The sequence below is a fragment of the Rhodococcus sp. P-2 genome, from assembly GCF_016598535.1.
GTDB lineage: Bacteria > Actinomycetota > Actinomycetes > Mycobacteriales > Mycobacteriaceae > Rhodococcus_F > Rhodococcus_F baikonurensis.
Map to the genome: position 1 here is coordinate 4191969 of NZ_CP066779.1, position 26968 is coordinate 4218936.

Here is a 26968-nt window from a genome sequence, read left to right on the forward strand (position 1 = left end):
CGGCGCCGTACGCTGCGCCTATTCGATGGTGACCAATCACTCTGTTAACCGGGACCACTGATGTAACACAGATTTAACGTGGCTTGCTTAGTCTCGCGTGCATGGATCGCCAAAAAGAATTCGTGCTTCGTACCCTGGAAGAGCGCGACATTCGGTTTGTCCGCTTGTGGTTCACCGACGTTCTCGGGTACCTCAAATCGGTGGCGATCGCCCCCGCCGAACTCGAAGGCGCCTTCGAGGAGGGAATCGGATTCGACGGTTCCGCCATCGAGGGATTCTCACGAGTCTCCGAAGCCGACACCGTCGCTCGGCCCGACGCCTCGACATTCCAGATCCTGCCGTGGGCCCACAAGGACGGTGCGCAGCATTCCGCGCGCATGTTCTGTGACATCACGATGCCCGACGGTTCGCCTTCGTGGGCCGATCCGCGCCACGTCCTGCGTCGCCAGTTGAGCAAGGCCAGCGACTTGGGCTTCAGCTGCTACGTCCACCCGGAAATCGAGTTCTTCCTTCTGGAGAACGGTCCGATCGACGGCACTCCTCCGATCCCGGCCGACTCGGGCGGATACTTCGACCAGGCAGTGCACGATTCGGCTCCGAACTTCCGCCGCCACGCCATCGACGCACTCGAGTCGATGGGCATCTCGGTCGAGTTCAGCCACCACGAGGCCGCGCCGGGTCAGCAGGAGATCGATCTGCGCTACGCCGACGCACTCTCGATGGCCGACAACGTCATGACGTTCCGGTACGTCGTGAAGGAGGTCGCGATCGGTGAAGGCGTCCGGGCGAGCTTCATGCCCAAGCCGTTCAGTGATCAGGCCGGCTCCGCGATGCACACCCACATGAGCCTGTTCGAGGGCGACACCAACGCCTTCCACAATCCGGACGATCCGATGCAGCTCTCCGAGACCGGCAAAGCGTTCATCGCCGGCATCCTCGAGCACGCCAACGAGATCAGTGCGGTCACGAACCAGTGGGTCAACTCGTACAAGCGACTCGTTCACGGGGGAGAGGCACCCACAGCTGCGTCGTGGGGCCCGTCCAACCGATCGGCTCTCATCCGCGTTCCGATGTACACGCCCAACAAGGCGTCGTCACGTCGCGTCGAGATCCGAAGCCCAGACTCGGCCTGCAACCCGTACCTGACTTTCGCGGTCCTGCTTGCTGCCGGTCTTCGAGGCATCGAGAAGGGCTACACCTTGCCGCCCGAGGCAGAAGACGACGTGTGGTCGTTGACCTCCGCCGAGCGTCGCGCCATGGGCTACAAGGAACTGCCGAGCAACTTGGACAGCGCTCTGCGCGAGATGGAGAAGTCGGAGCTGGTGGCCGAAGCACTCGGCGAACACGTCTTCGATTTCTTCCTGCGCAACAAGCGTCGTGAGTGGGAGGAATACCGCAGCCACGTGACGCCGTTCGAGCTCAAGACCTACCTCGGTCTGTGACGGTGAAACCGCCCGCTGCGAGATCAGCAGTCCCAGGACCGGGTCGACTCGGGCTGGTCGAGCCCACCGCTGCCGACGAGTTGCGTCAGCTCGGTTGGGTCGACGCCGAGAGTATCGAACTCTTGTGGTCGCTTTCGCGTGCCGCGAATGCCGACCTCGCTCTGCGCACCCTTGTCCGGATCAAGGACGGGCTCGACGACGGGTGGCGCGAGCTCGATCAGGCATTGCGCAAGGACAAAAGCTTGCGGGGCCGGTTGTTCGCACTGGTGGGTGCGTCTTCGGCCTTCGGCGATCATCTGGCCGCGGATCCGATCGGCTGGAAACTGCTCGACGGCACCGCTCTGCCTACCAAGGACGAGGCCACCGCAGCTTTGCTCGAGGCCGTGGGCGCCGCCCTCGACGAGGGCGCTACCGAAGGCTCGCTGACCTACCGCGCCACCCTGACCGGACCGGAAGCTGTTGTTGCTCTGCGTAAGAGCTACAAGGACCAGTTGATGCTGCTGGCTGCGGCTGATCTTGCAGCGACCGTCGAGAACGAGCCCGTAGTGCCGTATCAGACTGTGGGTCACCAGCTTTCCGATCTCGCGGACGCTGCCCTGACCGCCGCACTGGCGGTGGCTATCGCAACGGTGTGCCCCGAGGGCAGCTGTCCGATCCGGCTCGCCGTGATCGCCATGGGCAAATGTGGTGCGCGCGAGCTGAACTACGTCTCCGACGTCGACGTCGTGTTCGTCGCCGAACCGGCCGATGCGACGGCCAGCCGCGTTGCCGGTGAGATGATGCGCATCGGTACTTCCGCTTTCTTCGAGGTCGACGCTGCGCTGCGTCCCGAAGGCAAGCGCGGAGAGTTGGTCCGCTCCCTCGAATCCCACATCACGTACTACAAGCGCTGGGCCAAGACCTGGGAGTTCCAGGCACTGCTCAAGGCTCGTCCGATGACCGGCGACATGGAGCTCGGTCGCCAGTACTCCGAGGCGATGAGCCCGATGGTGTGGATCGCCTCCGAGCGCGAGGACTTCGTTCCCGAAGTTCAGGCCATGCGTCGACGCGTCGAGGAAATGGTTCCGCCCGAACTGCGCGAGCGTGAACTCAAACTCGGCCGCGGAAGTTTGCGCGACGTCGAATTCGCCGTCCAGCTCCTGCAATTGGTGCACGGCCGGGCCGACCGTTCGTTGCACGTCCAGAGCACGGTCGATGCACTGACCGCATTGGCGGCGGGTGGATACGTCGGCCGCGACGACGCCGCCAACCTGACCGCGTCGTACGAATTCCTGCGCCTTCTCGAGCACCGTCTGCAGTTGCAGAAGCTCAAGCGCACGCACACCCTGCCGCCGCCGGACGACGAGGAAGCGCTGCGTTGGCTGGCCCGCGCCGCGCACATGCGGCCCGACGGGCGTCTGGATTCCCTCGGAGTCCTGCGCGCCGAGATCAAGCGGAATTCACATCGTATTCGCCGCCTGCACGCCAAACTGTTCTACCGCCCGCTTCTCGAATCGGTGGCGCGGATGGACAAGGAAGCACTGGTCCTGGGACCCGAAGCGGCGGTTCGGCAGTTGGCAGCTCTGGGTTACACGGCACCCGAGCATGCACTCGGACATCTGACAGCACTGACGAGTGGCGCTTCACGTAAGGGTCGGATTCAAGCGCTTCTACTGCCGACTCTGCTCGAATCACTCGCTGACACACCGGATCCCGATGCAGGTCTGCTTGCATACCGTAGGCTCTCGGACGCGCTCGTCGACCAGACCTGGTTCCTGCGCCTGCTCCGCGACGAGGCTGCAGTCGCCGAGCGTCTGATGACCGTACTGGGCTCGTCGGCGTATCTACCTGATCTGCTCATCAAGGCACCCGACGTGATCCGTTTGTTCGCGGATTCACCGAGTGGTCCGCGCCTGGTCGAGCCGAAGCCCGAAGACGTCGCTCGCGGAATCCTCACCGCCTCCGGCCGACACAGTGATCCCAATCGTGCTGTGGCCGCGGCCCGCTCGCTGCGGCGACACGAACTTGCACGCATCGCTTCGGCCGACATCCTCGGCATGCTCGATGTGCCCGCCGTCTGCAAGGCGCTGTCCTCGGTGTGGGCCGCGGTGCTCAACGCGTCGCTCTCCGCGGTGATCAAGGCCAGCGTCACCGAACTCGGAACCGAGGCGCCGGCCAGCTTCTCCGTCATCGGCATGGGTCGACTCGGCGGCGGCGAACTCGGCTATGGATCCGATGCTGACGTGCTGTTCGTGTGCGAACCCCGTGAGGGCGTCGACGAGACCGTTGCGGTCAAGTGGGCCAACAGCATTGCCGACAAGGTGCGCAAGCTTCTCGGTGCTCCGAGTACCGATCCGCCGCTCGAAGTCGACACCGGACTGCGCCCGGAAGGTCGTAACGGACCGATGGTGCGCACTCTCGAGTCCTACGACGCGTACTACGCGAAGTGGGCTCAGGCGTGGGAGATCCAAGCGCTCCTACGTGCGCATCCGGTTGCCGGTGACCCTGAACTGGGACTGCGGTTCCTGCACATGATCGACAAGACCCGCTACCCCGAAGGCGGCGTCAGTGACGCGGCGGTGCGCGAGATCCGGCGCATCAAGGCGCGCGTCGATTCCGAAAGGCTCCCGCGCGGAGCCGATCCGGCCACGCACACCAAACTGGGTCGCGGCGGCCTGGCCGACATCGAGTGGACTGTGCAACTGCTGCAGCTGCGCCACGCCGACAAGATCGAGTCGTTGCACAACACGTCGACGCTGGAAACTCTCGACGCTATCGGGGCCGCGGAACTGCTCAGCGAAGGCGACGTCGAACTGCTGCGTGACGCCTGGATCACCGCGACGAAGGCACGCAACTGCCTCGTTCTGGTGCGGGGCAAGCCGACAGACCAGCTTCCCGGCCCTGGCCGTGTCCTCGCGGCGGTGGCGCAGGTCGCCGGATACGGCGACGACGCAGGGGAGTTCCTCGACAACTACCTGCGCATCACACGACGGGCAAAGGCTGTGGTGGAGAGGGTGTTCGGCGGCGAGTAGTGCCGTCGGTCAGTCCTGTCGAACCGGCGCGTTCGCGGCGAACTTGCGGACTTCGGCGTCCTGCCAGACGTGGGCGGGCACTCCGCCGCCGAGTAGTTCGCGCGCGAGCGACGGTTGCCCGCCGATCGGTACGTCGCTGCCGGCGATGATCATGTTGCCGTAGCGGCGGCCCTTGAGCATTGCGGGATCGGCGACGATCGCCATGTGTTCGAATTGGGCGCCGATGGTCGCGGCCTCACTGCGCGCGCCCTGTAGATCCGGGGTGTCGCCGCAGTTGACGATGTAGATGCCGCCCGGTGCGAGTACGCGCCGTACGTGGGTGCTGAATTGCGCCGTCGTCAGTGGTGTCGGAGTTGTGCTGCCGGCGAAGACATCTCGGATCACGATGTCCCGGGTGGACTCGGTGAGAGTTTCGGTGACGGCGCGGGCCTCGCCGACGCGGATGCGCAGCAGTGGTGCGCGCGGGAGATCGAACCAATCGCGCACGAGTTCGGCCAGGGCGCCGTCGATTTCGACAACCACCTGACGCGCGTCGGGGTAGGTGGCGGCGAAGTACCTGGCCATGGAGCAGGCTCCGCCGCCGAGGTGCAGAACCCGAAGGCGCTCGGCCTTGTCACGTTCGGAATCGACCAGATGCGCGATCCACCGCATGTACTCGAAATCGAGCACCGTCGGATCTGCGACGTTCACGTGGGAACTGGGCACTCCGTTGATCTGGATGATCCAGCTGTCGTCGGAGTATTGATCGCGGACGAGTTCGCACGTCCCGGTATCGATCGGGAAAGTGCCGGCGACCGGGCCGGACTCGACTCGCTCGGGAGTACTGCTGCGAGTTCTGGTCTTGCGAGTTCCCTTGGCCACTGTGTCCATATTAGCCGTGTGCCTTTCCGGTAGAGGCGGCTACCAAAAAGGCGCGCGGACCGGCGGTATTCTCGGGCTACTTCAGGCACACTCGTACATGGAGTGTGATCGGCAACACAAATGCCGGCGCGTTCTTTCGTCGTCCGTGCATCACGAAGATTTTCGAGGAGTGCAGGTGAAGGTCAAGGCAGCGGTAGTCAAGGCGCCAGGTCAGGCGTGGGAGATCGAAGAGGTCGAGCTGGGGGACCCGGTCTCGGGTGAGGTGCAGGTCCGACTCGCCGCATCGGGACTGTGCCATTCGGACGAACATTTGCGTACGGGTGCCAGCCCGCTGCCCTTCTTCCCGGCCCTCGGCGGGCACGAAGGTGCCGGAGTGGTGACGAAGGTCGGCCCGGGAGTCACGAGCGTCGAAGAAGGCGACCACGTGGTTCTCGCCTTCATCCCCGCGTGCGGACGTTGTCCGTCCTGTGCGAAGGGTCTGCAGAACATCTGCGACGAGGGAGCCGGCCTGCTGACCGGGCAGGCGATCTCCGACAAGACCTATCGCGTAACGCTCAACGACGAACCGGTCATCCAGATGTGCCTGCTCGGAACTTTTTCGCCGTACGTGACCGTCAACGAGGCGTCCGTGATCAAGATCGAGAAGGACATCCCGCTCGACAAGGCGGCCTTGCTCGGCTGCGGTGTTGCCACCGGTTGGGGATCGGCCACCGCGATCGGCGGAGCCAAGGTCGGTGACACGGTTGTGGTCGTCGGCGTCGGCGGCGTCGGAATCAACTCGGTGCAGGGCGCGGCGTCCGCTGGAGCGCGCTTTGTGATCGCGATCGATCCCGTCGAATTCAAGCGCGACAAGGCAAAGGAATTCGGCGCCACACACACGTTTGCCTCACTCGAGGAAGCGTTACCGGTGATCGGTGAGATCACCTGGGGCAAGATGGCCGACGTCACCGTGATCACCGTGGGAGAAATCCACGGCGACATCATTCAGCCCGCGCTCAGTGCGACGGGTAAGGGTGGTCAGGTTGTGGTCGTCGGAATGGGGCATTACGCGGATTCGCAGGTGACGCTCAGCCTCTTCGAACTGACCCTTCTGCAGAAGCGTTTGCAGGGAGCCATCTTCGGCGGAGTAGGACCACGGTCCCAGATTCCCAAGTTGCTCGATCACTACCGAAGCGGCGCACTCAAACTCGACGAGTTGGTGACCAAGACCTACAAGCTCGAGGAGATCAACGAGGGCTACGCAGACATGCTCGAGGGAAAGAACCTGCGCGGCATGATTGTCTACACGGAGGACGATTACTGATCGTTTCCCTCTGGCATAAGGGTCCGGCCCGGCACCACGCTTCGTGGTGCCGGGCCGCAGTCCTCTGCCCCCCCGCAGATTTCTGTCGATCGATGAGTCGACTGCCCCCGTAGTGGGCACTCGCAGAGTGCGGGTACCGGTCACCGTGTCCGGACCTCACTCCACGACTCGACAGAGAAGAGCAGAACATGCCCTACATCACCACCTCCGACGGAACCGAGATCTACTACACCGAGCACGGCACCGGCCGGCCGATCGTCCTGAGCCACGGGTGGCCGCTGAGTTCCGACGCGTGGCAGGTCGAGATGAAGCTGTTCGCCGACGCCGGATACCGGACTGTCGCGCACGATCGTCGAGGACACGGTCGCTCGTCGAAGACGTACACCGGCAACGACATGGATACATACGCCAAGGACCTGGCTGAGCTGATCGACACACTCGACCTGAAAGACCTGATCCTGGTGGGCCATTCGACCGGCGGCGGGGAAGTGGTCCGTTATGCGGCGCAGCACGGCAAAGGGCGCGTGGCCAAGGTGATCACCGCCGGCGCCGTTCCGCCGATCATGGTCAAGTCGGACGGCAACCCCGAAGGCACACCGATCGAGGTGTTCGACGGCATTCGTGAGGGAGTTCTGCGAGACCGATCGCAGTTCTACAAGGATCTCAGCGAGAGCTTCTACGGTGCGAACCGCGAAGGAGCCGACGTCTCGCAAGGCGCGAAGGACGACTTCTGGAGGCAGGGGATGTTGGTCAACCTCGCCGCGGCCTACGACTGCGTCAAGGCATTCTCCGAGACAGACCAGACTTCCGATCTCGAAGCCATCGACGTTCCGTTCCTCATCGCTCAGGGAGACGACGATCAGATCGTGCCGATCGGCGCGGCGGCGGAGAAGGCGATCAAGTTGGTGAAGAAGGGGACGCTGAAGGTGTATCCCGGCGCACCGCACGGCATCTACGGCTCATATCAAGAGACACTCGACCAGGACATTCTCGCGTTCATCGAGGACTGACGTCAGCGAGGCGGAAGGACCAGAGTCGAAAGGACCCACAGCCATGTCTACACACGTTGCCACGTTGCGCGATGGTCCCAGCGTTTTCGAAAACGAACTCGGATCGATCTCGCAGCTCGACTCGAGTTCGTTGCCCATCCTGTCCGGTCTGTCGATCAAACGAATTGTTCTCGGCCCCGGCGCGATCCGCGAACCACAATGGAACGTCAACGCGAACCAGATCGCTTACGTCACCAGCGGAACCGTGCTCGTCTCGTTGCTGGGCAATGCCGACGAGTTCGCCAGTTTCGTGGTGCGAACGGGGCAGATGTATCACGTCGAATCCGGCGCGATTTATCACATCGAGAATGTCGGAGAGGGGGAAGCGGAGATCATTGCTGCCTTGCGAACTTCTCTCCCGCAGCACTTTTCATTGCAGAGCAGCGTAAGCGCAATGTCGAACGCGGTGCTCGGCAATACCTACGACCTCGCCGCGTCGGCCTTTGACGTCTTCGGTAGGGCCGATGCGTCCCAGATAGTGCGGCGGGACGGCGCCGCCGTCGTTCCCGACACCGCCGGCTTTCCCAACGCGCATCTCTTCGACCTCGAAGGCCAGATCGCCCCTCTCGCTTATCCGTACGGACAGGCGAAGGTGGCTCGCAAGCAGTATTGGGCGGCGCTGGAGGATCTTTCGATGTACTCGTTGACTATTCGCGAGAGTGGGATGCGTGAGCCACACTGGCATCCCGTCACTGCTGAAATGGGATACGTGCATCGTGGTCACGGGCGGATGACGGTTCTCGATCCGGACGGGTCGCTCGACACCTATCTACTCGAGCCGGGTCAGGTGTATTTCGTTCCGCGTGCCTATCCCCATCATATCGAGGTTCTAGGTGACGAGGACATCAACTTCCTCATCTTCTTCGACCAGCCGACTCCAGGTGACATAGGCTACCGTGCAACGGCTTCCGCGTTCTCGCGCGGCGTTCTCTCGGCCTCGTTCGGTGTTCCGGAACGCGATCTGCCGGAATTTCCTTTCACCCCGATCGATCCGCTCATCGTCTCGCGGAACAATCCGATCGACCGCCAGCGCTGACCGGCAAGGACGCCCATGATGACCAGCACGCTCACCGTGACCGATCACGGGACGACGCTCGAATTCACGCACGAGGATGCTCTGCGCTATCACGGTCCGCAGGCTCCGGGAGGCGTGGCGCATGCTTACAAGGTTCTCGAGCGCGCACTCGAGGTGCTCGGCGGGGAGGGCTCCGTCGAGCGTCGTGACCTGGTCGTGGCCACCGCACATCGCGGACCAGGCGTGCGCGATGCGTTCGAGTTGGTCACGCGCGCGGTGACCGAAGGGCGGTACACCGTCGACAGCTCCCTGGCCCGGCCGGAACGAGGAAATACGCTCGCACTGTACGTCTTTCGAGTCGACTATCGTGGTGCGAGCGTCACGCTGACTGTTCGTGAGGGATTTGTCGTCGACGAGTTCATTGCTCTTTCCCGCAAGACTGACCGGACGGCCGAAGACGAAGCGCGGCTGACAGTGCTCAAGCAGGAGATGGCGGACCGCGTGATGTCGAGCCCGGCCGAGAGTGTGTACGACGTCGAGATCGGCCCGCTCCCCGCCTGACTGACGGCGGCGTAAGCGGCGGTGTGCAACTCTCGGCTGTCCGAAGTCAGCGGCTGGCGAACATCCTTATCCGCTGGTCGCGGCTGCGTTCGAGATGGTTGCGCATGTGGCCACGTGCGGACGATTCGTCTCTGGCGCGGATGGCGTTCAAGATCTCGTGATGTTCCGAATTGAGTAGGTCCGGTTCTCCGTAGTTCGACGGCGGGCCGCTGTCGTAGATTCGCAATTGGGTGGTGAGGCGGATCAGCAGTGAGGTGATGGTGGAATTGTGGGCGGCTTGCCACAGGGCCTCGTGAAACTTGAAGTTCCCGGAACGAACCTCGGTTCCTTCTGTTGCAGTGCAGCAGAAATCGTGCAGTCCGTCCAGGCGGGCAAGGTCGAGATCGCTGTGGCGGAGTGCGGCAGCACCGGCAGCTTCCGATTCGAGGGCCACCCGCGCTGCGTAGATTTCGATGACGTCCTCGGGTGTGCCGGAGCGGACACGAAAACCGCGGGCGGCTCGCTCGAGTAGACCGTCGTGCGCGAGCCAGTTGAGTGCTTCCCGGATCGGGGTACGCGATGCGCCGTACGATTCGCACAATTGAGTCTCGTGCAGCGGAGCGCCCTGGGGGAACTTGCCGGCCAGGATGTCGGCCCTCAGGCGCAGGTACTGCCTCGAAGTCTGATCGGACCGGCCCAGCGCAGCCTCCGGCACCAGCATATCGGTGGTGCTCGTATCGGCGTCGAGTTCCATGTGTCCCCATTCCTGTGCGTTCAAGTAGAACGCGTTCGATTATGCCATCGACTACGAGTGAGTACTTGCGTATACGCTAGTACTCATTTAGGTTCGTGGTTGTTCGTTTCCGAGGGAGAGGGTCCGAAGTGGCTGGAGAGACCGCGTCGCCGCTGGTGAGCGCCGCTGAACTCGACGCGATGCTGCGTGAGGGAGGCGTCGCTGCGCTCGACGCGACGGTTCATTTTCCTCCCGCGCGATTCGACGGTGACTACAGCCCGGAATCCGGGTACGACGGCTGGGTCTCCTCGCACATCCCGGGTTCTCGGCACATCGACCTCATGGACGTCTTCTCCGAAAGGGAAGCGGCGCTGCATTTCACACACCCGTCAACGGAGCAGTTGGTTTCCGATCTCCAATCCAGTGGTATCGAGCCTGGCGCGACAATCGTGATCTACGACCAGGGTTCGACCACCTGGGCGTCACGGCTCTGGTGGGTGTTTCGCAACGCCGGCATCGAAGCGAGAGTCCTCGACGGTGGCCTCGCCGAATGGACTCGACGCGGCTTCGCTCTCGCGAGCGGCGACGACGTAACCCACACGTCGGCTTCGGCGCGTTGGAGCGTGACGGACCTCGGCCTATGGGTCGATCTACCGCGCGTTGCCTCACTGTCCTCGGGAGAAGTAGCCGGCACGCTGGTGTGTGCTCTCTCGTCTGAGCAGTACGAGGGAACGGAGAAGACGCGATATTCGCGACGCGGGCATATCCCGTCGAGTGTGAATCTGTCCGCGAAGAGTCTTCTCGACGCCGATGCCAGGATGCTTCCGGTGGACGATCTTCTGTCGAGATCTGCCGAGGTTGTGCCTGCCGTCGCCGAACCTGTCGTGATCTATTGCGGCGGTGGCGTTTCGGCGTGCTTGACGGCGCTTGCGCTGATCCGCAGCGGCTACGAGGACGTCAAAGTGTACGACGGTTCGTTGGAGGAATGGACTGCAGTTCCGGCTTTGCCGATGGTTGTCGGCCGTGGGTCCGAAAGCGCGATTCCGGACGATCGATGTCAGCGATCCTGAATCGCCGTAGTCCCGATACCACCATCCGCTTTGAAGGAAATCTCATGTCTGACACTGTCTCTGTCGAAACCGTCGCCTCTGCGATCGACGCACTCCGCGACCAGGTGCCGCTCGTCCAGTCGCTGACCAACATCGTTTCGGCGAATTTCTTGACCAATGTTCTGCTCGCTGCCGGCGCAAGCAACGCTCACATCGACAATGTTCACGAGGCAGGTGGGTTCGCTGCCATCGCCGGGGGAGTGCTCGTCAACCTCGGAACGCCGGACGACGGAACGGCCGAAGCCTTCCTGGTAGCCGCTGAAGCGGCCCGAACTGCCGGTACGCCATGGGTTTTGGATCCGGTCGGTGTAGGTGGACTGCCCTGGCGGAGCGGTATTGCTGTGGACCTGCTGCGCTTTCACCCCAGCGCGATCCGAGGGAACGCGTCGGAGATCATCGCGCTGGCGGGACTCGGCGGTGACACCCGTGGCGTCGACAGTGCGTCCGACTCCGCCGACGCAGTGCCCGCCGCTCTGGCACTCCTCAAGCACGCGGACGCGGTGTCGGCATCAGGCCCGATCGACTACATCGTGGGCCGCGATAGTGGCGGTGGCATTCGGGGTGTCCGAGTTTCCGGTGGCAGCGCACTGTTGCCGCGCGTGACCAGTACCGGTTGCTCTCTGGGCGGCCTTGTTGCGGCCTACCTCGCCGTGACGCCGACCGCGTTGGACGGATTGCTTGCCGCGCACACGCATGTTGCCGTGGCGTCGGAGATCGCCGAGGAAAATGCCTCGGGCCCCGGTTCTTTCGCGGTCGCGTACCTCGACGCGCTCTACAACGTGAATGCAGACACCATCCGCTCGCGTGCCCGAATAGAATCGTTCGACCTGCCGGCTGGAGTGCAGAACTGATGGGCGTCAAGACATTCTGGTATCTCACCCAGGCCGACGGGGACTACCCGTGGAGCCCCGGCGGACTGTTCCCCGTGGACGGGGCCAGGCAGATCGAGCTCGCGAAGACGATCGACGACGGTGGATTCGAAGGTGCTCTTGTTGCCACCTGGCCGAACGATCCGTTCATCTCGGCGACCTGGGCTGCAGCGCACACCACGCGCATGAAGTTCCTCGTCGCCGTCTACGCGAACATGACGCCGGCGAGACTGCTGGCAGAGAAGGCGTTGACCTTCGACGCCTTCAGTGGTGGCCGACTGTTGATCAACTCGGTCAACGGACGCGAGAACATCCTGACCAAGTACGACATGAACGTGCCTCACGACGAGCGTTACGAGTTGGGGGAGCAGTACTGGGCAGACTTCCGCCGCATCTACTCCGAAGGGACCGAGTCGAACTTTCCCAACACACCACTGCGTATCGATGCGCCCACAGGGCATCAGGTTCCGCTGTGGGGTACCGGTGATTCGCCTGCAGGCCTGGCGAATTCAGGCAAGGTTCTCGATACCTACTTGGCGATGCTGCGCGAGACGTCGTTCATCGAAGACAAATTCTCTGCCGCACGGGCGGCAGCGGAGGCAGCCGGACGTGAGTTCACCGATTTCGGTGCGCTGACCGGTGTGATCGTTCGCCCCACCAAAGCGCAGGCGCACGACCGTTTCCGTTCGTTGTTCGAAAAGACGGGCGTCGAGCAGATCGCCCATGTCTTGGACAACGCAGTGCGTCGTCGTACTCAGGGGAAGCAGGACCTCAAAACTTTCACCGCCCGCGACGCACAGCGGCAGGGCTGGGCGGACAAGATTGCCTCCGGCCGACTTCCTGAACCAGAGGAGTTGTACGTCGGTGACGGGTTGTACGCGGGTATCACAGCGTGGTCACCCCTCGACATCTTCGGCACCGGGTCATCGGCGGTGTACTACGTCGGCGATCCGGATTCGATCACGGACTCGGTGCGCACGCTTCGCAGCCGAACCGGTTTGACTGCACTGATCCTGGCCGGTTGGCCTCTGATCGAGGAAGCGAAGTGGGTTGCGGAGCATCTTGTTCCGCGATTCGACGAACTCAGCTGACTTCGCGCCGCAAGACAGTGGCGCCGAGGCCTAAAGTGTCTCGGAGAAATGCTGCAGCAGTGCCGATTTCATCGGCAGTGCAGTCGAGAAGGATCTTGACTTCCACGTCCTTCTTGTCGATGTCGGCAATAACGGCCATGGCAACAACGCCGCTGCCGACGGCAGAGCCTCGGAACAGATCGATCCCGTCGCCGTCCGCGCTGACGGTCCCGTCGAGATAGCCGTAATCGAGCGGGTAAATCGCAGCGGGGTAACGCGGGTGTGCCGACCCTCGGGGGCGATCGATCACGACAGTTGACGTGGCAGCCAGGTGATCGAGGGCGGAGAACAGGTCTTCGCTCATCGTTACCGGTGCTCGCGCAGTAGCTGAGTCGGTGTCAGGCCTGTCAGCGCTCGCGTATCGCGCGCGAGGTGGGCTTGGTCGGCGTAGCCGGCGCGACCGGCCAGCGACGACAGCGTGAGATCAGCATCGCGGCTGAGGGTCAACACGTCCTGGATACGTTGCACTTTCTGAATCATTTTGGGGGACAGCCCGATCGACGACGTGATCGACCGTCGAAAATGACGTTCGGAAACACCGAGGTCTGCGGCGATCTCTCGTATCGGAGCCGAAGGGGAGGAGATGAGCGCGGAGTAACCGCGCTCGATTCCGTGGTCGGGTTCCAGTCCACGCCACAGCTCGCCCAGTAGGCGAGCGTCGACTGCTTCGTGACGGAGTGCGTCGGCAAGCACCCGCGCCTGTCTGGAAGTGAGGATGTCGTCGAAGGCGATCTTCGAATCCTGCACCGCGTCGGCCGCTGCGCCGAGCAGGCTCCGCAGAGCCAGTGGATTGATCCGGATGCCCCACATGGTTGTCCCGGCGGCGACCGAAACCAGATCGGCACTGGTGGCAGGTCCGACGAGCCATGACTTTCCGGTGCTGTCGACGATGAAGTCTGCGCAGAGATCGGGAAGAATTCGTTTTGCTTCCGTTGGCGTAGGGGCTTCGGTAGTGCTTTTCCACGTGCAACTGAAGAGGCCGGCCGAATCGGTGATCCGAGTTTCGACATAGGTGTGGCCGTTTTGTTCAAGACTCGACGCCATCGTCCGACTACCGTCGAGAGCGAGGGTGTCAGTGCCGGTCATCAGATCATCGTCACACACTCGCCGATCACTTCTCGACCCGAAACAGGAGAAATACCGTGTCCGTCTCTCCGAGACTCGATCTCGTCGGAATCGTCACCAACGATCTCGCTCGTTCCCTCGCGTTCTACCGAACGCTCGGGCTCGACATTCCGGAAACACCCGCTGACGCTCCGCATGTGGAGTTCACTTTCGACGGTGGCCTTCGGCTGGCCTGGGACGCGCTGTCCACCATTGCGAGCTTCGATCCTGACTTCGCGGTCGGGGAAGGTCGACACCCCGTCGCTTTGGCCTTCGATTTCGGGACACCCGCGGCCGTCGACGAGGCGTATCAGCGCATCACAGCCGACTTCCCCGGGCACAAGGCACCGTTCGATGCGGTGTGGGGCCAGCGTTATGCCGTTCTGCTCGATCCCGACGGCAACACCGTGGATCTCTTTGCCTCGCTCTGATTTCGAACGACGCAGGCCCCGACCGAAATTCGGTCGGGGCCTGCGATTGTCGGTGATCGAGTCGTTGTCAGTTCACCAAGCGTCGAGGGTGTCGAGGATCTGGCCTCGCGCCTTCCATAGTTCCGCGCCCCAGTACGGCCACGAGTGAGTGCCGTTGGCCGGGAAGCTGTACGTTGCCGGAATTCCCAGGGAGTTCATGCGCAACTGAAATGCGCGTGAGTTCATCAGGGCCAGGGCTTCGAGGCCGATGGCGCTACCGGTATTCACGAAGTCGACGGGACGACGCGGTTGATCGAACTGTCCGGGTAGGCCGCTCGCGGCGGAAATGTACAGGGAGAGCCCAGCCAATTCGGGTGCAAACACGAAGGGGTCGTTGCGGAGCCAAGCGGGGTTCCACGGCGGTCCCCACATGGCGTCGACATTGAAGGACCCGGCGCTGACCATGGCCACGCGGATCGCTTCACGCATGCCTGGAGCTGAGATGTTGAGGTACCCCGAGAGCGATCCGGCGAACTTGAACTGATCGCGGTGATAGGCGGCGAGCGTCAGGGCAGCGCTGCCACCCATGGACAATCCGAGCACACCGTTGTTGGTTCGGGAGACGCCACGCGATTCCAGATAGGCGGGAAGTTCCTGGGTGAGGAAGGTTTCCCATTTGTACGTGACCGGTTGGCGATTCAAATTGCTGTTCGCATACCAGTCCGAGTAGAAGCTGGACTGCCCGCCGACCGGCATGACCAGGGTGACGTTGTCGCCGCGATACTGCTCGAGTGCGTTGGTCTCGAAACTCCATGCGTTTCGGTCGTCGCGTGCTCGTAGACCATCGAGAAGATAGAGCGCCGCGTTGCCGCCGCGCGAAGCCCACTGGATCTGGACCTTGATCGGCCCCATCGAGGAGTCGACGAACACATCCTCGTAGCCACCGGCCGGGGCGGTACGCGCGGGCGCTGCGGTCGCCACTGATCCGCTGATCAGGCCTGCGGTAAGGGGGAGTGCGAGTGCTGTCGCGGCGAGGCCGAGGATCCGACGCTTGATTCGTTTCGAAATCTGCTTCTTCGAAGAATCTCGATTGTTTGCAAGGCCTGTGTGTATCTCGTGCATCAATCACTCCCGCCCCAAAGGTGCTTGCACACCGAAATCCGACCGAGCCCCCCGAGGCGCGGAATTCCTTATGACACTAAGTGGTCTGTATTGACCTCGACGGCACCGTTACCGGTTCGTTATCAAACTGGTCCGATTTACGAAGTGCCGTCAGGCGTCGTCAACCGGAGGCTGCGCCTCGATTTTCCAACCTCCACGAATCAAGTGTTCACGTACCCGTGCGACGTCTGCTTCGTGCGGAATATCGTCGGTGACTTTGGTGATGAGGACGCCGATGTCGATCGGATCGACGGGGACCGGAAACTCGGCGACGAGATCGTCGGCAAGAACGGCGATCTCGTCGTCGGACAGTTGTCGCCGGAGCAAAGCCATCAAAGGGACGTAGTCCTGCTCCGGCACACCGTTCGGATACCCGGCACGCAGCCAGCCGAGTATCGAAGCCAGAAGTGGTGGAAGACTCAACGAATCGAGCTTCAGTCGTTGTCGAGATCAGCGAGGGGCCACCCGGCGGCGGCCAGGACGGAGGCAACGCGCGCAATATCGTCGTCCGAGGGAGTCTGGCTCGTCAGATCGGCGATCTGAGCGCTGATCTCGTCGCTCGAGATCACCTGGTCGCTGTTGGCATCGCTCAGTTCTGCGAGCGCAGCGCCGATGGCAATGTCTCGAATTTGCGCGTCCGAGAGCTTGCGTCGAAGCAATGCGACCAGCGGAATGCGATCCTTGGGCGGTATGCCTTCGGGGTAGCCGGCGCGAAGCCATTCCAGAATGGATTGAGGAAGGGATGGAGTCGGTGCAGTCACGGTGATGTCTTTCCGCTCGTGAGGGCGCACGGGATCAGAAGATCTCGATGCCGAATGTGTGGCTGAGGAAGCCCTGCATGATGAAGAGGATTCCGGTGACGATCGCGATGAGCACTACTGCGAAGCACACCACTGCGCCTGCCACGGCCAAGGGGCTGCGAGCCGCTACGGCAGTGCTCCCGCCGCCACTGCCACGTTGCCCGGCGTCGAGGGACTTCAGGCCGATTGCGAAGATCGCGGGAAGTCCGGCGCCCAGCAGGAGGCCGACCAGTACGACCTGCCAGAGCGAGTCGACGGTGTTTTTCAAGATATCCATGTCGATTCCCTCTTTCAGGCTTTGACGTCGGTGGTGACGCGGGCGTCCGGACCGGGGACCTCTGCAGGCACCAGGCCGCCGTCCCACTCGGCGTTGACGTTGCTCGGATCGATGGGCTCCTTGCGGGAGCGCAGGTACATCCAACCGGCCAAGGCGATGAGCACAGCGAAGACGACCAGGACACCGGGCAGGCCGCCGACGATGTTGGCCAGGCCCCAGCACAGAGCGCCGACGATCGCAGCGGACGGGAGAGTGATCAACCAGGCGACCGCCATACGTCCGGCGACGCCCCAACGAACCTCGGCGCCCTTGCGTCCCAGACCGGTTCCCATGATGGAACCCGTCGCCACATGGGTGGTCGAGAGGGGAAGGCCGAGGTGGCTGGAGGTGAGAATGATTGCAGCAGAAGATGCTTCGGCCGCCATACCCTGGGGTGCGGCGATCTCGACAAGACCCTTGCCGAGCGTGCGGATGACTCGCCACCCGCCGAGGTAGGTTCCGGCAGCGATCGCGAGTGCGCACGTGAGCTTGACCCAGAACGGCATGTCCGCGTCGGCGGAGATGGTTCCGTGGGCGACCAGGGCGAGGAAGATGACGCCCATGGTCTTCTGAGCGTCGTTGGTGCCGTGGGCGAGGGAAACGAGTGAAGCCGAACCGATCTGGCCGAGTCGGAAACCCTTGTCCTTGGTTTCCTCACCGACGTTGGAGGTGATGCGGTAGATGAGCCAGGTTCCGGCCGCTGCAACCAAGCCGGCTACGACGGGGGCGAGAACTGCGGGGATGACAACCTTGCTGAGGACGCCGCTCCAGGCGACACCGCTCATTCCGAGGGACGCGATGGCGGCGCCGATCAATCCGCCGAACAGCGCATGTGAGGAACTCGAGGGGATGCCGAGCAACCACGTTGCCAGGTTCCAGATGATGCCGCCGACAAGGCCGGCGAAGACGATGGTGAGCAGCGCTTGGCCACCCACATTTCCGAGGTTCACCACGCCCTTGGCCACGGTGGCAGCAACCTCTACCGAGAGGAAAGCTCCGACCAGGTTCAAGGAAGCAGACAGAGCGACTGCCACCTTGGGCTTGAGGGCGCCGGTTGCAATCGACGTGGCCATAGCGTTGCCAGTGTCATGAAAACCGTTGGTGAAGTCGAACCCCAGAGCGGTTACGACGACGACGAGGAGAACGATGAGTTCCGCATTCACGAGAAGTCATGTTCCAACACCGGCGGGCCACAAATCGACCTGAGGCGGGGTCGTTCCGCGACATTTCCACCATTCGGCACCTGTTGTTCATCTTCGTCCGGATAATTGTCCGTTTTGAAACGCCTGGGGCAGAGAAAGTTCATTCGCGTGCGTGGTCGTCGAGTGTGTGGAGGCATACGCTCGTCTCATGTCCCTGGGCGAAGAGAAGACGATCTCGGTCACCACCTTCCGTAAGAGTGGTGACGGCGTGGCCACTCCGACGTGGGTCGTACCGCTCTCTGGCGGACGTATCGGCTTCTGGACATCCTCGAAATCGGGTAAGGCCAAGCGGCTGCGGAACAACCCACGCGTCACCGTCGTGCCGTGCAACAACCGCGGAAAGGTGACCGACGGTACGTCGCCGGTCGCCGGGACAGCTCAGTTGGTGAGCGGTGGAGCTGAATTCGACGAGATTCGCAGCAAAGTGAAAGCGAAATACGGTGTGATGGTGCCTATTTCGAAATTCTTCAACACTCTCGGCCACATCGGCAAGGGGCCGTTCCCGTACGGCGATACCGGCGTGATCATTTCCGTCGACGCGTAGTCGGTATTGCGCGTCGGAGTAGCCTGAAGGTATGGAACCCACGACCGGGCGCCTCTGCCTGACGGTTCCACGAATCCTCCGTTAAGGAGCGTCGTCATGGCGCACATCAGCACTCTCGACTATGCAACGGAAGCGCCGCAGCGCCATGTCGGGCAACCTTTCCCGTCGCCGACGCGGACTCCGCGATTCCTGCTTCGCGGTCAAGGTGCCGTCAAGGCATCGGTGGACGGCGCGTGGTTCCCGTGGACCACGAACGTCACGGCGGAGCTTCACGATCTGATATCCGCACTTTCGCTGAGGTTGGGGCCGATCGCGCGGGTTGCGTTCGACTGGAACACGATCAGCAGCGCCCAGCGACGTATCGACGAGGTCGACGGACTGGAAGTGCGGGGTCCGTACCCTGGCCAGCCTCACGATTTGATGTATCTCGACGACATCCACGGCCGTCAACTCGTTCTCATGATGATTCCGCCGTACACGGATCCGGACCGTGCGTACGAGATCATGCGGCGGTTGGTGGATCCTGGCCGCAGCGAAATCTATCGGGTGCAGTGAGATCTTTCTGACGGGTGGGATCGAATCTTTCGATTCCTGAACATGCGTCCAGTTTGTCTGGTTTGATGGTTCTCGTAACCACGATCTCAGGCGCATTCCTTCCGGTCAGCGCTTGGGCGCGGCAGCTTGACTCCCTGCCGTGTCGTCGATCCGGCATGCCCACCACCCTCCCACTGTGCGTGAGCGCCGGATCGAAGGAAGCCCCACCCTCCCCACGGGGGTGGGGCTTCTACTTTGTTCGGACTGACCGGCGTTCGCATCGCCGAATCTGCCGGGTTGTTCGGCCGTTCGGGACGCCTTGCTCCGTAGCATCGCCACTGTGAAGATTTCCCTACTCGGTGCGGCGGGGCTTCAGGACTGCGCCGACAGTGGAATGGACTGTATGGACGGATTTGGGGCGTTCGTTCTTCTGTACGTCGGCGGATTCATTCTCGCCTTGACATGGATTTCCCTGTGCCTTGTCGGAACAGCCGATGTGGTTTCCGTGTCCCGGCGAATCGGTGTGTGGCGCGCTGTCGCCTTCTCTGTCGGGATTTGGCTTGTGCCCATCGCCGGGTTGGGTGCGTGGCTTGTTTTCCGACGCTCTCGTTAATTCTCGACGGTGGAGCCGGAAGATAGCCGCGTTTGCGGAGCCCGGTAACTTGTTGTATCAGTATCGATTTGAAATCTGGCGAGATCGGAATTATTGGATCTCGCCCCTACACCAGTAACGAAATAGCGTGATGTCTGGATCGACGCTGAAGCAGTGCCACTGATCTCGACCGAACGCGACAGTTGCACCATTGCGTTGCTCCAGCGGCATCGCAGATGCCGCCGAATCCACCGGCACCACGTGGCCGTCCGAACTGATCGAGCTCTACGAACAGATCAACGGGTTGCCGTCTGAGGAGTTCGTTCAGCCACTTCCGAACCGTGAACTATTCGACCTCGAGCGGGTTGTCCAGGAGCGGGAGATGGAACTCGACCGGATACATTCAGGCGATGACTCTCACTGACGCATGGCTGCGGTACATGCAGGTTCTTCACCAGAAGGCTCCGATCACGGCAGGCGCGATGCGTCCGCCCCGGACACTCTCCGAGAGAGAAGATGCAGAACGCGCAACGGCGCCGTGGACTGCGGAGATTCGAGAGTTCTTCTCCCTTCACGACGGCCAAAAGAGGCCGACCGGCGGAGAAGCCTTCGTCGGGAGTGTGTTCCCGGGCTTCGAAATGCTCTGTCTCGACGAGGTCGTCACAGAGCACAGATACTTGCTAGAGCACCTTCATGACACCGAAGATTTGGGTGATGAGTGGGGAAGTATGGCGCGGCGGCAGCCGGCCGGGGAAGTCGCGCACATGTTTGTCGCCGAATACATTCCGTTCGCGGTGCACGGCTGCGGTGATCTGTTGTGCATCGACACGCGCGGTGGGCAGCGGCAAGGTTGCGTTCGCGAGTTCGGTTCGGAGGGTGCTGATGAATCTGATCCGGAGTCGGCGTCGTTGACGGATTACGTCGATTCGGTGCGGATCAGTGTCGAGTCGGGTACCGAACATTCCGGTCTTGTCCCGACTATCGAGGGCGGCGCCCTCGTCTGGGACGTCGACTTCAGTGACAACCCGGTGCAGGGGCCCGCGCCCGAGCCCAAGGTGATGATCCGTCTGCCGTTCGCTCTGACGTATTTTCAGCCGTCACAGATCGGACCGGACGATGACCTGATCGACCTCGGTGCCGTGCGGCAAGCGGTGTTGGACACAGCCCGATCGTTGCACCCGGGGGCGGCTATCGAAGGGGGCGAATCGGTCTTCCGTCGAGTGCCCCGTCAGCAGGGTGTCGGGATCAGCTGGCTCGTCGGGATCGACAGGCAGGCGGCCACTTTCGTGTCCGTTGTCACGGGTATCGGCAACGAAGTGATCGTTCACGAGCTACCAGCAGATGGCAGCGCCACCTTCGTGTTCGACGAGTGATGCCCGATCCGCTGGGGCTGCCGGGGTGTGTGGCCCAAGCGCACAACACCGATAGGTCGACACACTGGTACACACAGTCATGACGGAAATCGAGGAGCCTGAGGCAGTGAGCACAACGAGTACAGCAGATGCGTTGTTGTCGGGGCCACGCGGACGGCGGATGCTGCTTGACTACGTGATGGATGCCGAACGGATCCGGCGACCCGAGCCGCATGACGACTCGTTCCGTTCCGCGGTTTTTCTGGCGTCGCATCGCCTCGACCCCGATCGAGACTCCAGCGTGACGTACTCACGCGCGCACGAGTCCGGCGCTGAAGAGCCTCCTGAAGATCCCCTACGTGCCGTTGTCACTGCCGACGATGTGGCGCACCGCCTGTCCGAGGTACCGCTTCCCGAGGTGACCGAGGTTGCACTCCGCTCGGCCCTCGCCGCCGCGACGGACACAGCACGCTACTGGCAGGACCCCGACGGTGAAGACATCCTCGTCGCAACCGCACCGGTACGACGTGAGCTTCGACGAGTCGCCGAGCACATCGCACGATCCCCACACGCGCAGTGGTGGACGACCGCGCTCGCCGAGACCGACCAATGGGTGATAGTGAGCCGGGACGACGACAGCCCCGACACCTTTGAGTCGACGGCTGCAGAACTCCTGATCGACTGGCACGAGCACACTCTCGCAGCGGAAGCGCGAGCCGCTGACCGCCCGACCGATCCAAAGGCGAACTGGTCCGGTTACTGGTGGTCGAATCCGTCTGTTCGGTGTTCGACACGGACACTGTTCGACGGGACCCCGGCAGAATTGTGGTTCGTCGAAGACAGCATGGACTGGAAACGCATCGCCGTGCGACAAGTCGGCGCACCCGCCGGCGCTCGCATATACGAGATCGACGGCGCGCGGGCGTGGGCGGAACTCTGCAGACGGTTCCCCCTCGAGGTCACCGCGGAGAAACGACACGACTGGTACCGGACTACCGGACGATCAGGGCGATGGGTCATCCCCAACTGGCAGCTCGTCGCCGAGAGCTACACGGGCGTGCATCTCACTGTTATGGGATACCTGGCCGCGGCGGGAACCGCGATCGGAGTCGACGACGAGACGGCCAGCGTCATCGCCGGGTGGGCGCCCGACGCGACATGCTGGCTCACTGACCCCGACCGCCTCGGCGACGAGTCCCGTACCTGGGTGCTCGACGACAGCCGAGAACATCTCGACTGGGTCGAAGAAACGTAACAATGAGGGACCGCCAATCGTGTTCGCTGTGCAGTGTCCACCCTGAGAGCATCGCGGAGTGCAAGTCGAGACGGGTAACCCCACCTACGAGGACGAGGTGCGTGGCTCCGAGCTCGAACTTGTGGACGTGGTTGATGCCACGTAATTGGCCTCGGTGAGTGGCTGTGTCCGCTCCAGTCCTTGGTCCCGGTTGAGTGCTTCTATCAATCTCGCAATGCCAACAGCCTTCTCGTCCTCAGCACCGATATCGGGCGTGCTCGGTTACAGTGCCCTGCATGAGCGGGACAGACTGTTGAAGTCGGCTGTGTGGCGCCGTGGATGGCTGCGATGAGTGACGTTTCGCCGCCAAGTCACCGTTCATCGTTTCGACGCTTTCTCACGGCCGCGGTGATCAGTTCGGCCGGCTCGTCGGTGACAGCTGTGGCGATGCCCATTTTGGTAGTGCAGCTTTTGGACGCGACGCCGTTCGAAGTGGGTGTGGTGAACGCGGCGCAGTTCATCCCGTATGCGGTGCTCGGGTTGGTCGCGGGGGTTTATGTCGATCGGTGGCGGCGCAAGCCAATTCTCGTGTGGGCAAGCGTCGGTCGAGCGGTGGTGCTCGGTGCCGTCCCGCTCCTTTGGCTCGCCGGCCTTCTGCACATCTGGGTTCTGGTCATCGTGTTGCTGTTGTTCGGCTCCTTCTCGGTGTTCGGCTTCGCCGCGATGCAGTCCTTGTTGCCCCGGCTGGTTCCACGCAGCCAACTGGTGAAAGCAAACGCTCGACTCGACCAAGCTGACGCAGTAGCAACGACATTGGGACCAACGGTCGGAGGCGCACTCGTAGGCCTGCTCGGCGCTCCCGTGGTGATCGCCGTCGACGCAATCAGCTACGTCATCGATGCCGCACTCAATTTCGGGCTCGACGTCGACGAGCCTCGACCCGCTTCTCGCTCCCGAAACCTGATGAACGAAGTGCGTGAGGGTCTGCGATTCACGTATCGCCACCACACTCTCAACCCGCTCGCGATATCGACGCACGTGTGGTTCCTTGCCAACGGAGCTGCGTTGACTGTATTGTCGCTGTTCGCTCTTCGCTCGCTCGGGTTCAGTGCCTACACCTACGGTTTGCTGTTGACGACGTTCGGTGTCGCCAGCCTCCTCGGCACATCCTGCGCTCACGCGCTCGGCACGCGCATCGGATCAGGACGAGCAGTCATCCTGGCCCGCACGGTATACCCCGTCACCTGGCTTCTCGTGGCCTGCGCGACGGACACAGATGTCGGCCATGTGTTGCCGTTCGCAGCGCTGGGCCTGCAAGGGTTGGCAGCGGGCGCGGAGAACGCGAACGAGATGGGCTATTGGCAAGCTCTCACCCCCGATGAGCTTCTCGGGCGTGTCAACGCTGCCCGACGCTCCGTCAACCGCACCATGGCTGCCCTCGGCGCAGTGACAGCGGGTCTGCTGGTCAGCGCAATCGGTGAACGCCTAACCCTGCTCGGCGTCACTGTTGTGTTCGCCATCGCTGCAGCCACATTGGGGTTCTCTCCGATGCGACATCCGACGCGCGAACTCTGACCTCGAGACACGTACCCGCCGCGCCTTGGAACCGTTGTCGAACCCGCCCCGCGGGTGGATGCCCGGTAATCAATTCAATCCTTCAGCTGCGGGAGCCCCGGCAGTGAGCTCCGCTGAAGACTGCCCGAGTTATGCCGCAGCCGAATGTATTTCGCTGCACTGTCGTGAGTGCTCGAGCATTGGCACGCCCACGTCCGGTAGCGACGTCGAGATCGGACCAACCGGGTATTCGGCCAGGGCTTGATCGAAGCGTGCGGCCGTGTCGCGGCGGGCGACGCGGACGTCGAGCAGTTGACCGGCAAGGTGTTTGAAGAACAGATCAGCCTGTTCCGCGCCTGGGACACTGACGGTCTGCTCGCTGAGTGCACTGACGGTAGTGTTGTCGACCTTCTTCCACAGGTCGCGGCGCGAGACCTTCCGCATACGAGTCCAAGTGTCGTCGTGATGCGGCGGCGAACCCGACTGGTCCACCGAACTTCGCGAGCAATCCTGGTCCGACCGGGCAGTGCGTCTGCGCGTCGTTCGCGCGTCCGAGTGCCGGATTCACCGAAAACGGTACCGACCGCAGGCCGTTGATCAACCGGTTTTCGTCGACCGCCAGATCGGCGCCGAATTCGGACAGCATGCGTAGACCCTCGACTAGGTCGCTGGCCTCTCCGATCGGCAACAGCGTATCGGGGAGCGTGCGGGCGGCATGGGCGATGATGAAAGGATCTTTCGCGTCGGTCTTTCCGTTGCCGGGGTTCAAGGTCCGCGAAACGCCGCATCCGCAGCCCTTGCAGGTATGTCGACTACTCGCACTTCTCTACCGACCTCGGCACAGAAAACTACTGGATCAGGTAGCAGGGTCCGGAGCAGAACTGCGCTGTGGAGAGAGATGTTCCCGGCTACGATTTCCGGTAAACCGGTCTCGGTACTGGATGAGGTGCGGGCCGCCGAGTTGCTCCGGCCAGAGTTGGATGTGGAGTCGTATCTGCGGTTGGGCCTCCGGTGTCCGGTAGGCGTCCCAGTACTCAGTCCGTCCCCGTGCAAACACTCGCACTCGGCATGGGCCTGGCCTCGGATGGGGAATTGGATGCGATACCTCGCCTGAGAATCCGTCGAAGCAGAGTTCGTCGCTCTCGATGGTGAACGAACCCTCCGCGATGTCCTCCCACACTGTGAGTAGCGAATCCGTGAGCGGAGGGGCAGGTGTTTCGGTGGAGGTGACTGTCACGCGTACGAGCCCGCGTCCACCGGTGTGGATGACGAGCCGGCCTGGTCCACCGGTGACGAATTGGGGTTCGGTGGGAAACCAATCCGGCGCGAGTGGTTCGTAAACATCCGGTGAGCGCAGGACGATCGTGTTGTAGAAGGCGTCCACTTCGATTGCGAACGGATCCGGCATCTGTTGCTCCTCCCGCACCCAAGTCGGTATCGGTCGAATGTATACCCGATGTAACTCCGCTCAGTTGGGGCTGGGGACATGTGTGGCGGACACATTCGATCGGACCGAAACAAGTGCACCCGCCCCGCAGACGCGGGACGGGTGCACTCGAAACTCACAGGTCTGACTTACGTCAGGATGCGGATCACACGTCGTAGTAGAGCTCGAACTCGTACGGGTGCGGACGCAGGTTGACCGGAGCGATTTCCTGCTCACGCTTGAGCGAGATCCAGGTCTCGATCAGGTCGGTGGTGAAGACGCCACCCTCGGTCAGGTACTCGTGATCGGCTTCGAGGCGGTTGATGACCGTCTCGAGGCTGGTCGGAGCCTGCGGGATGTTGCGAGCCTCCTCCGGGGGAAGCTCGTAGAGGTCCTTGTCGACCGGAGCCATCGGCTCGATCTTGTTCTTGATGCCGTCCAGACCGGCCATCATCTGTGCAGCGAAGTTGAGGTACGGGTTACCCGAGGAGTCGGGTGCGCGGAACTCGAGACGCTTTGCCTTCGGGTTGTTGCCCGTGATCGGGATACGGACAGCTGCCGAGCGGTTGCGCTGGCTGTACACGAGGTTGATGGGAGCTTCGTAGCCGGGCACCAGACGGTGGTACGAGTTGATCGTCGGGTTGGTGAAGGCCAACAGCGACGGAGCGTGGTGCAGGATGCCGCCGATGTAGTGGCGAGCCATGTCCGAGAGGCCTGCGTAGCCCGACTCGTCGTGGAAGAGAGGCTTGCCGTCCTTCCACAGGGACTGGTGGACGTGCATGCCCGAGCCGTTGTCACCGAAGAGCGGCTTCGGCATGAAGGTTGCGGACTTGCCGTGCTGCCAGCAGGTGTTCTTGACGATGTACTTGAACAGCTGCAGGTCGTCAGCAGCTGCGAGCAGCGTGTTGAACTTGTAGTTGATCTCCTGCTGTCCGCCGGTGCCGACCTCGTGGTGGCCGCGCTCGAGCTCGAAGCCTGCGTTGGTCAGGTTGGTGGAGATCTCGTCGCGCAGGTCGACGTAGTGGTCGTACGGAGCGACGGGGAAGTAGCCGCCCTTGGCGCGAACCTTGTAGCCGAGGTTCGGGGAGCCGTCGGCGTTGGTCTCTGCGCCGGTGTTCCAGGAACCGGAGATGGAATCCAGCTCGTAGAAAGCGGAGTTCATGCCGGAGTCGTAGCGAACCGAGTCGAAGATGTAGAACTCGGCCTCGGCGCCGAAGAATGCGGTGTCCGCGATGCCGGTGCTGACCAAGTACTCCTCGGCCTTGCGGGCAACGTTGCGCGGGTCGCGGCTGTAGGACTCACGGGTGAACGGGTCGTGCACGAAGAAGTTGATGTTGAGGGTCTTCGCCTTGCGGAAGGGGTCGATCTGCGCCGTGGTGACGTCGGGAAGCAACATCATGTCGGACTCGTGGATCGACTGGAATCCGCGGACCGAAGATCCGTCGAATGCGAGGCCGTCCTCGAACACGTCCTGGTTGAAAGCAGACGCCGGGATCGAGAAGTGCTGCTGGACGCCGGGCAGGTCGCTGAACCGAATGTCGACGTACTCGATGTTCTCGTCCGCGATGTACTTGATGACCTCTTCGGCCGTGGTGAACGCCACGCTTGTGCTCCTTAAGTCGCTTCAGCCAAGTGATGTCGGTTGAATCCGTCGAGGCAGACGGTAGGGAGCTGGTG

The 26968-nt window shown here is 62.5% G+C and carries 29 protein-coding genes; 16 read left to right on the forward strand and 13 right to left on the reverse strand.

Going from position 1 to position 26968, the window contains the following annotated elements; all coding sequences use genetic code 11:
- The first annotated feature begins 101 nt into the window (after positions 1-101).
- Entirely contained in the window at positions 102-1442 is a 1341-nt protein-coding gene (locus I7X09_RS19840) for a glutamine synthetase family protein (RefSeq protein ID WP_003941637.1), read from the forward strand.
- Complete coding sequence (locus tag I7X09_RS19845; RefSeq protein WP_200313346.1) at positions 1439-4453, forward strand: bifunctional [glutamine synthetase] adenylyltransferase/[glutamine synthetase]-adenylyl-L-tyrosine phosphorylase; 3015 nt, start codon at positions 1439-1441, stop codon at positions 4451-4453. The genes I7X09_RS19840 and I7X09_RS19845 overlap by 4 nt, the downstream gene beginning before the upstream one ends.
- A 9-nt stretch (positions 4454-4462) precedes the next feature.
- On the opposite strand, the gene I7X09_RS19850 is transcribed toward I7X09_RS19845, so the two are convergent.
- Complete coding sequence (locus tag I7X09_RS19850; RefSeq protein WP_200313347.1) at positions 4463-5323, reverse strand: spermidine synthase; 861 nt, start codon at positions 5321-5323, stop codon at positions 4463-4465.
- Positions 5324-5489: 166 nt separating this feature from the next.
- On the opposite strand from I7X09_RS19850, the gene I7X09_RS19855 reads away from it, so the two are divergent.
- The 4 genes from I7X09_RS19855 to I7X09_RS19870 all read left to right on the forward strand — a co-directional run bounded on the left by I7X09_RS19855 (position 5490) and on the right by I7X09_RS19870 (position 9242).
- A complete protein-coding gene (locus I7X09_RS19855) occupies positions 5490-6617 on the forward strand; it encodes an NDMA-dependent alcohol dehydrogenase (protein ID WP_095969992.1) in 1128 nt (375 codons plus the stop codon).
- Positions 6618-6805: 188 nt separating this feature from the next.
- Complete coding sequence (locus I7X09_RS19860) at positions 6806-7627, forward strand: alpha/beta fold hydrolase (protein WP_095969819.1); 822 nt, start codon at positions 6806-6808, stop codon at positions 7625-7627.
- A gap of 43 nt (positions 7628-7670) precedes the next feature.
- Entirely contained in the window at positions 7671-8702 is a 1032-nt protein-coding gene (locus I7X09_RS19865) for a cupin domain-containing protein (RefSeq protein WP_200313348.1), read from the forward strand.
- A gap of 18 nt (positions 8703-8720) precedes the next feature.
- Positions 8721-9242, forward strand: coding sequence for a hypothetical protein (locus tag I7X09_RS19870; protein ID WP_200313349.1), 522 nt, complete (start codon positions 8721-8723; stop codon positions 9240-9242).
- A 46-nt stretch (positions 9243-9288) separates the two neighbouring features.
- On the opposite strand, the gene I7X09_RS19875 is transcribed toward I7X09_RS19870, so the two are convergent.
- Positions 9289-9975 (reverse strand): GntR family transcriptional regulator, encoded by a 687-nt coding sequence (locus I7X09_RS19875; RefSeq protein WP_200313350.1) that lies wholly within the window; start codon positions 9973-9975, stop codon positions 9289-9291.
- Positions 9976-10103: 128 nt separating this feature from the next.
- On the opposite strand from I7X09_RS19875, the gene I7X09_RS19880 reads away from it, so the two are divergent.
- The 3 genes from I7X09_RS19880 to I7X09_RS19890 are packed head-to-tail and all read left to right on the forward strand — an operon-like array spanning position 10104 to position 13023.
- On the forward strand, positions 10104-11024 hold the full coding sequence (locus tag I7X09_RS19880; protein WP_200313351.1) for a sulfurtransferase: 921 nt from the start codon (positions 10104-10106) through the stop codon (positions 11022-11024).
- A 44-nt stretch (positions 11025-11068) separates the two neighbouring features.
- Positions 11069-11914 (forward strand): hydroxyethylthiazole kinase, encoded by an 846-nt coding sequence (thiM, locus tag I7X09_RS19885; RefSeq protein WP_200313352.1) that lies wholly within the window; start codon positions 11069-11071, stop codon positions 11912-11914.
- Positions 11914-13023, forward strand: a complete 1110-nt coding sequence (locus I7X09_RS19890; protein ID WP_124569303.1) for an LLM class flavin-dependent oxidoreductase — start codon at positions 11914-11916, stop codon at positions 13021-13023. The genes thiM and I7X09_RS19890 overlap by 1 nt, the downstream gene beginning before the upstream one ends.
- On the opposite strand, the gene I7X09_RS19895 is transcribed toward I7X09_RS19890, so the two are convergent.
- Together I7X09_RS19895 and I7X09_RS19900 are read right to left on the reverse strand one after the other, a co-directional pair.
- The gene (locus I7X09_RS19895; RefSeq protein ID WP_200313353.1) at positions 13016-13366 is read right to left on the reverse strand and encodes an inorganic pyrophosphatase; all 351 of its coding nucleotides are present in this window, start codon (positions 13364-13366) and stop codon (positions 13016-13018) included. The genes I7X09_RS19890 and I7X09_RS19895 overlap by 8 nt on opposite strands.
- Positions 13367-13368: 2 nt before the next feature.
- On the reverse strand, positions 13369-14148 hold the full coding sequence (locus I7X09_RS19900) for a helix-turn-helix domain-containing protein (protein WP_234036638.1): 780 nt from the start codon (positions 14146-14148) through the stop codon (positions 13369-13371).
- Between the two features lie 56 nt (positions 14149-14204).
- On the opposite strand from I7X09_RS19900, the gene I7X09_RS19905 reads away from it, so the two are divergent.
- Positions 14205-14597 (forward strand): VOC family protein, encoded by a 393-nt coding sequence (locus I7X09_RS19905; protein ID WP_124569305.1) that lies wholly within the window; start codon positions 14205-14207, stop codon positions 14595-14597.
- Between the two features lie 72 nt (positions 14598-14669).
- Here the strand turns inward: I7X09_RS19905 and I7X09_RS19910 are convergent, their stop codons facing one another.
- From I7X09_RS19910 to I7X09_RS19930, 5 genes are all read right to left on the reverse strand, one after another.
- Entirely contained in the window at positions 14670-15698 is a 1029-nt protein-coding gene (locus tag I7X09_RS19910) for an alpha/beta hydrolase (protein ID WP_200313355.1), read from the reverse strand.
- 150 nt (positions 15699-15848) lie between these two features.
- Positions 15849-16160, reverse strand: coding sequence for a DUF3349 domain-containing protein (locus I7X09_RS19915; protein WP_095969827.1), 312 nt, complete (start codon positions 16158-16160; stop codon positions 15849-15851).
- A gap of 11 nt (positions 16161-16171) precedes the next feature.
- Entirely contained in the window at positions 16172-16498 is a 327-nt protein-coding gene (locus tag I7X09_RS19920) for a DUF3349 domain-containing protein (protein WP_234036639.1), read from the reverse strand.
- A gap of 34 nt (positions 16499-16532) precedes the next feature.
- Complete coding sequence (locus I7X09_RS19925; protein ID WP_003941641.1) at positions 16533-16814, reverse strand: hypothetical protein; 282 nt, start codon at positions 16812-16814, stop codon at positions 16533-16535.
- Positions 16815-16828: 14 nt separating this feature from the next.
- Positions 16829-18016 carry an inorganic phosphate transporter gene (locus I7X09_RS19930; protein WP_003941590.1) on the reverse strand — a complete coding sequence of 396 codons (1188 nt, stop codon included), beginning with the start codon at positions 18014-18016 and terminating at the stop codon, positions 16829-16831.
- 187 nt (positions 18017-18203) lie between these two features.
- Here I7X09_RS19930 and I7X09_RS19935 point away from each other — a divergent pair, with 187 nt between their 5' ends.
- The 6 genes from I7X09_RS19935 to I7X09_RS19960 all read left to right on the forward strand — a co-directional run bounded on the left by I7X09_RS19935 (position 18204) and on the right by I7X09_RS19960 (position 23886).
- Positions 18204-18599: a PPOX class F420-dependent oxidoreductase gene (locus tag I7X09_RS19935; RefSeq protein WP_166810532.1), complete on the forward strand. Its 396-nt coding sequence runs from the start codon at positions 18204-18206 to the stop codon at positions 18597-18599.
- A gap of 96 nt (positions 18600-18695) precedes the next feature.
- The gene (locus I7X09_RS19940; RefSeq protein ID WP_124569307.1) at positions 18696-19154 is read left to right on the forward strand and encodes a DUF5994 family protein; all 459 of its coding nucleotides are present in this window, start codon (positions 18696-18698) and stop codon (positions 19152-19154) included.
- Between the two features lie 782 nt (positions 19155-19936).
- Complete coding sequence (locus I7X09_RS19945; protein WP_200313357.1) at positions 19937-20149, forward strand: hypothetical protein; 213 nt, start codon at positions 19937-19939, stop codon at positions 20147-20149.
- On the forward strand, positions 20136-21098 hold the full coding sequence (locus tag I7X09_RS19950; protein ID WP_200313358.1) for an SMI1/KNR4 family protein: 963 nt from the start codon (positions 20136-20138) through the stop codon (positions 21096-21098). Before I7X09_RS19945 ends, I7X09_RS19950 begins: the two co-directional genes overlap by 14 nt.
- Before the next feature lie 106 nt (positions 21099-21204).
- Positions 21205-22332, forward strand: a complete 1128-nt coding sequence (locus I7X09_RS19955; RefSeq protein WP_325100590.1) for a hypothetical protein — start codon at positions 21205-21207, stop codon at positions 22330-22332.
- A 327-nt stretch (positions 22333-22659) separates the two neighbouring features.
- Complete coding sequence (locus tag I7X09_RS19960; RefSeq protein ID WP_200313359.1) at positions 22660-23886, forward strand: MFS transporter; 1227 nt, start codon at positions 22660-22662, stop codon at positions 23884-23886.
- Between the two features lie 129 nt (positions 23887-24015).
- On the opposite strand, the gene I7X09_RS19965 is transcribed toward I7X09_RS19960, so the two are convergent.
- The 4 genes from I7X09_RS19965 to glnA all read right to left on the reverse strand — a co-directional run bounded on the left by I7X09_RS19965 (position 24016) and on the right by glnA (position 26894).
- Entirely contained in the window at positions 24016-24309 is a 294-nt protein-coding gene (locus I7X09_RS19965) for a hypothetical protein (RefSeq protein ID WP_200318149.1), read from the reverse strand.
- Positions 24206-24634: an IS110 family transposase gene (locus tag I7X09_RS29780; protein ID WP_200313360.1), complete on the reverse strand. Its 429-nt coding sequence runs from the start codon at positions 24632-24634 to the stop codon at positions 24206-24208. Before I7X09_RS29780 ends, I7X09_RS19965 begins: the two co-directional genes overlap by 104 nt.
- An 87-nt stretch (positions 24635-24721) precedes the next feature.
- Complete coding sequence (locus I7X09_RS19975; RefSeq protein WP_200313361.1) at positions 24722-25273, reverse strand: hypothetical protein; 552 nt, start codon at positions 25271-25273, stop codon at positions 24722-24724.
- A 184-nt stretch (positions 25274-25457) separates the two neighbouring features.
- On the reverse strand, positions 25458-26894 hold the full coding sequence (glnA, locus tag I7X09_RS19980; protein ID WP_003941609.1) for a type I glutamate--ammonia ligase: 1437 nt from the start codon (positions 26892-26894) through the stop codon (positions 25458-25460).
- Between the last annotated feature and the right edge of the window lie 74 nt (positions 26895-26968).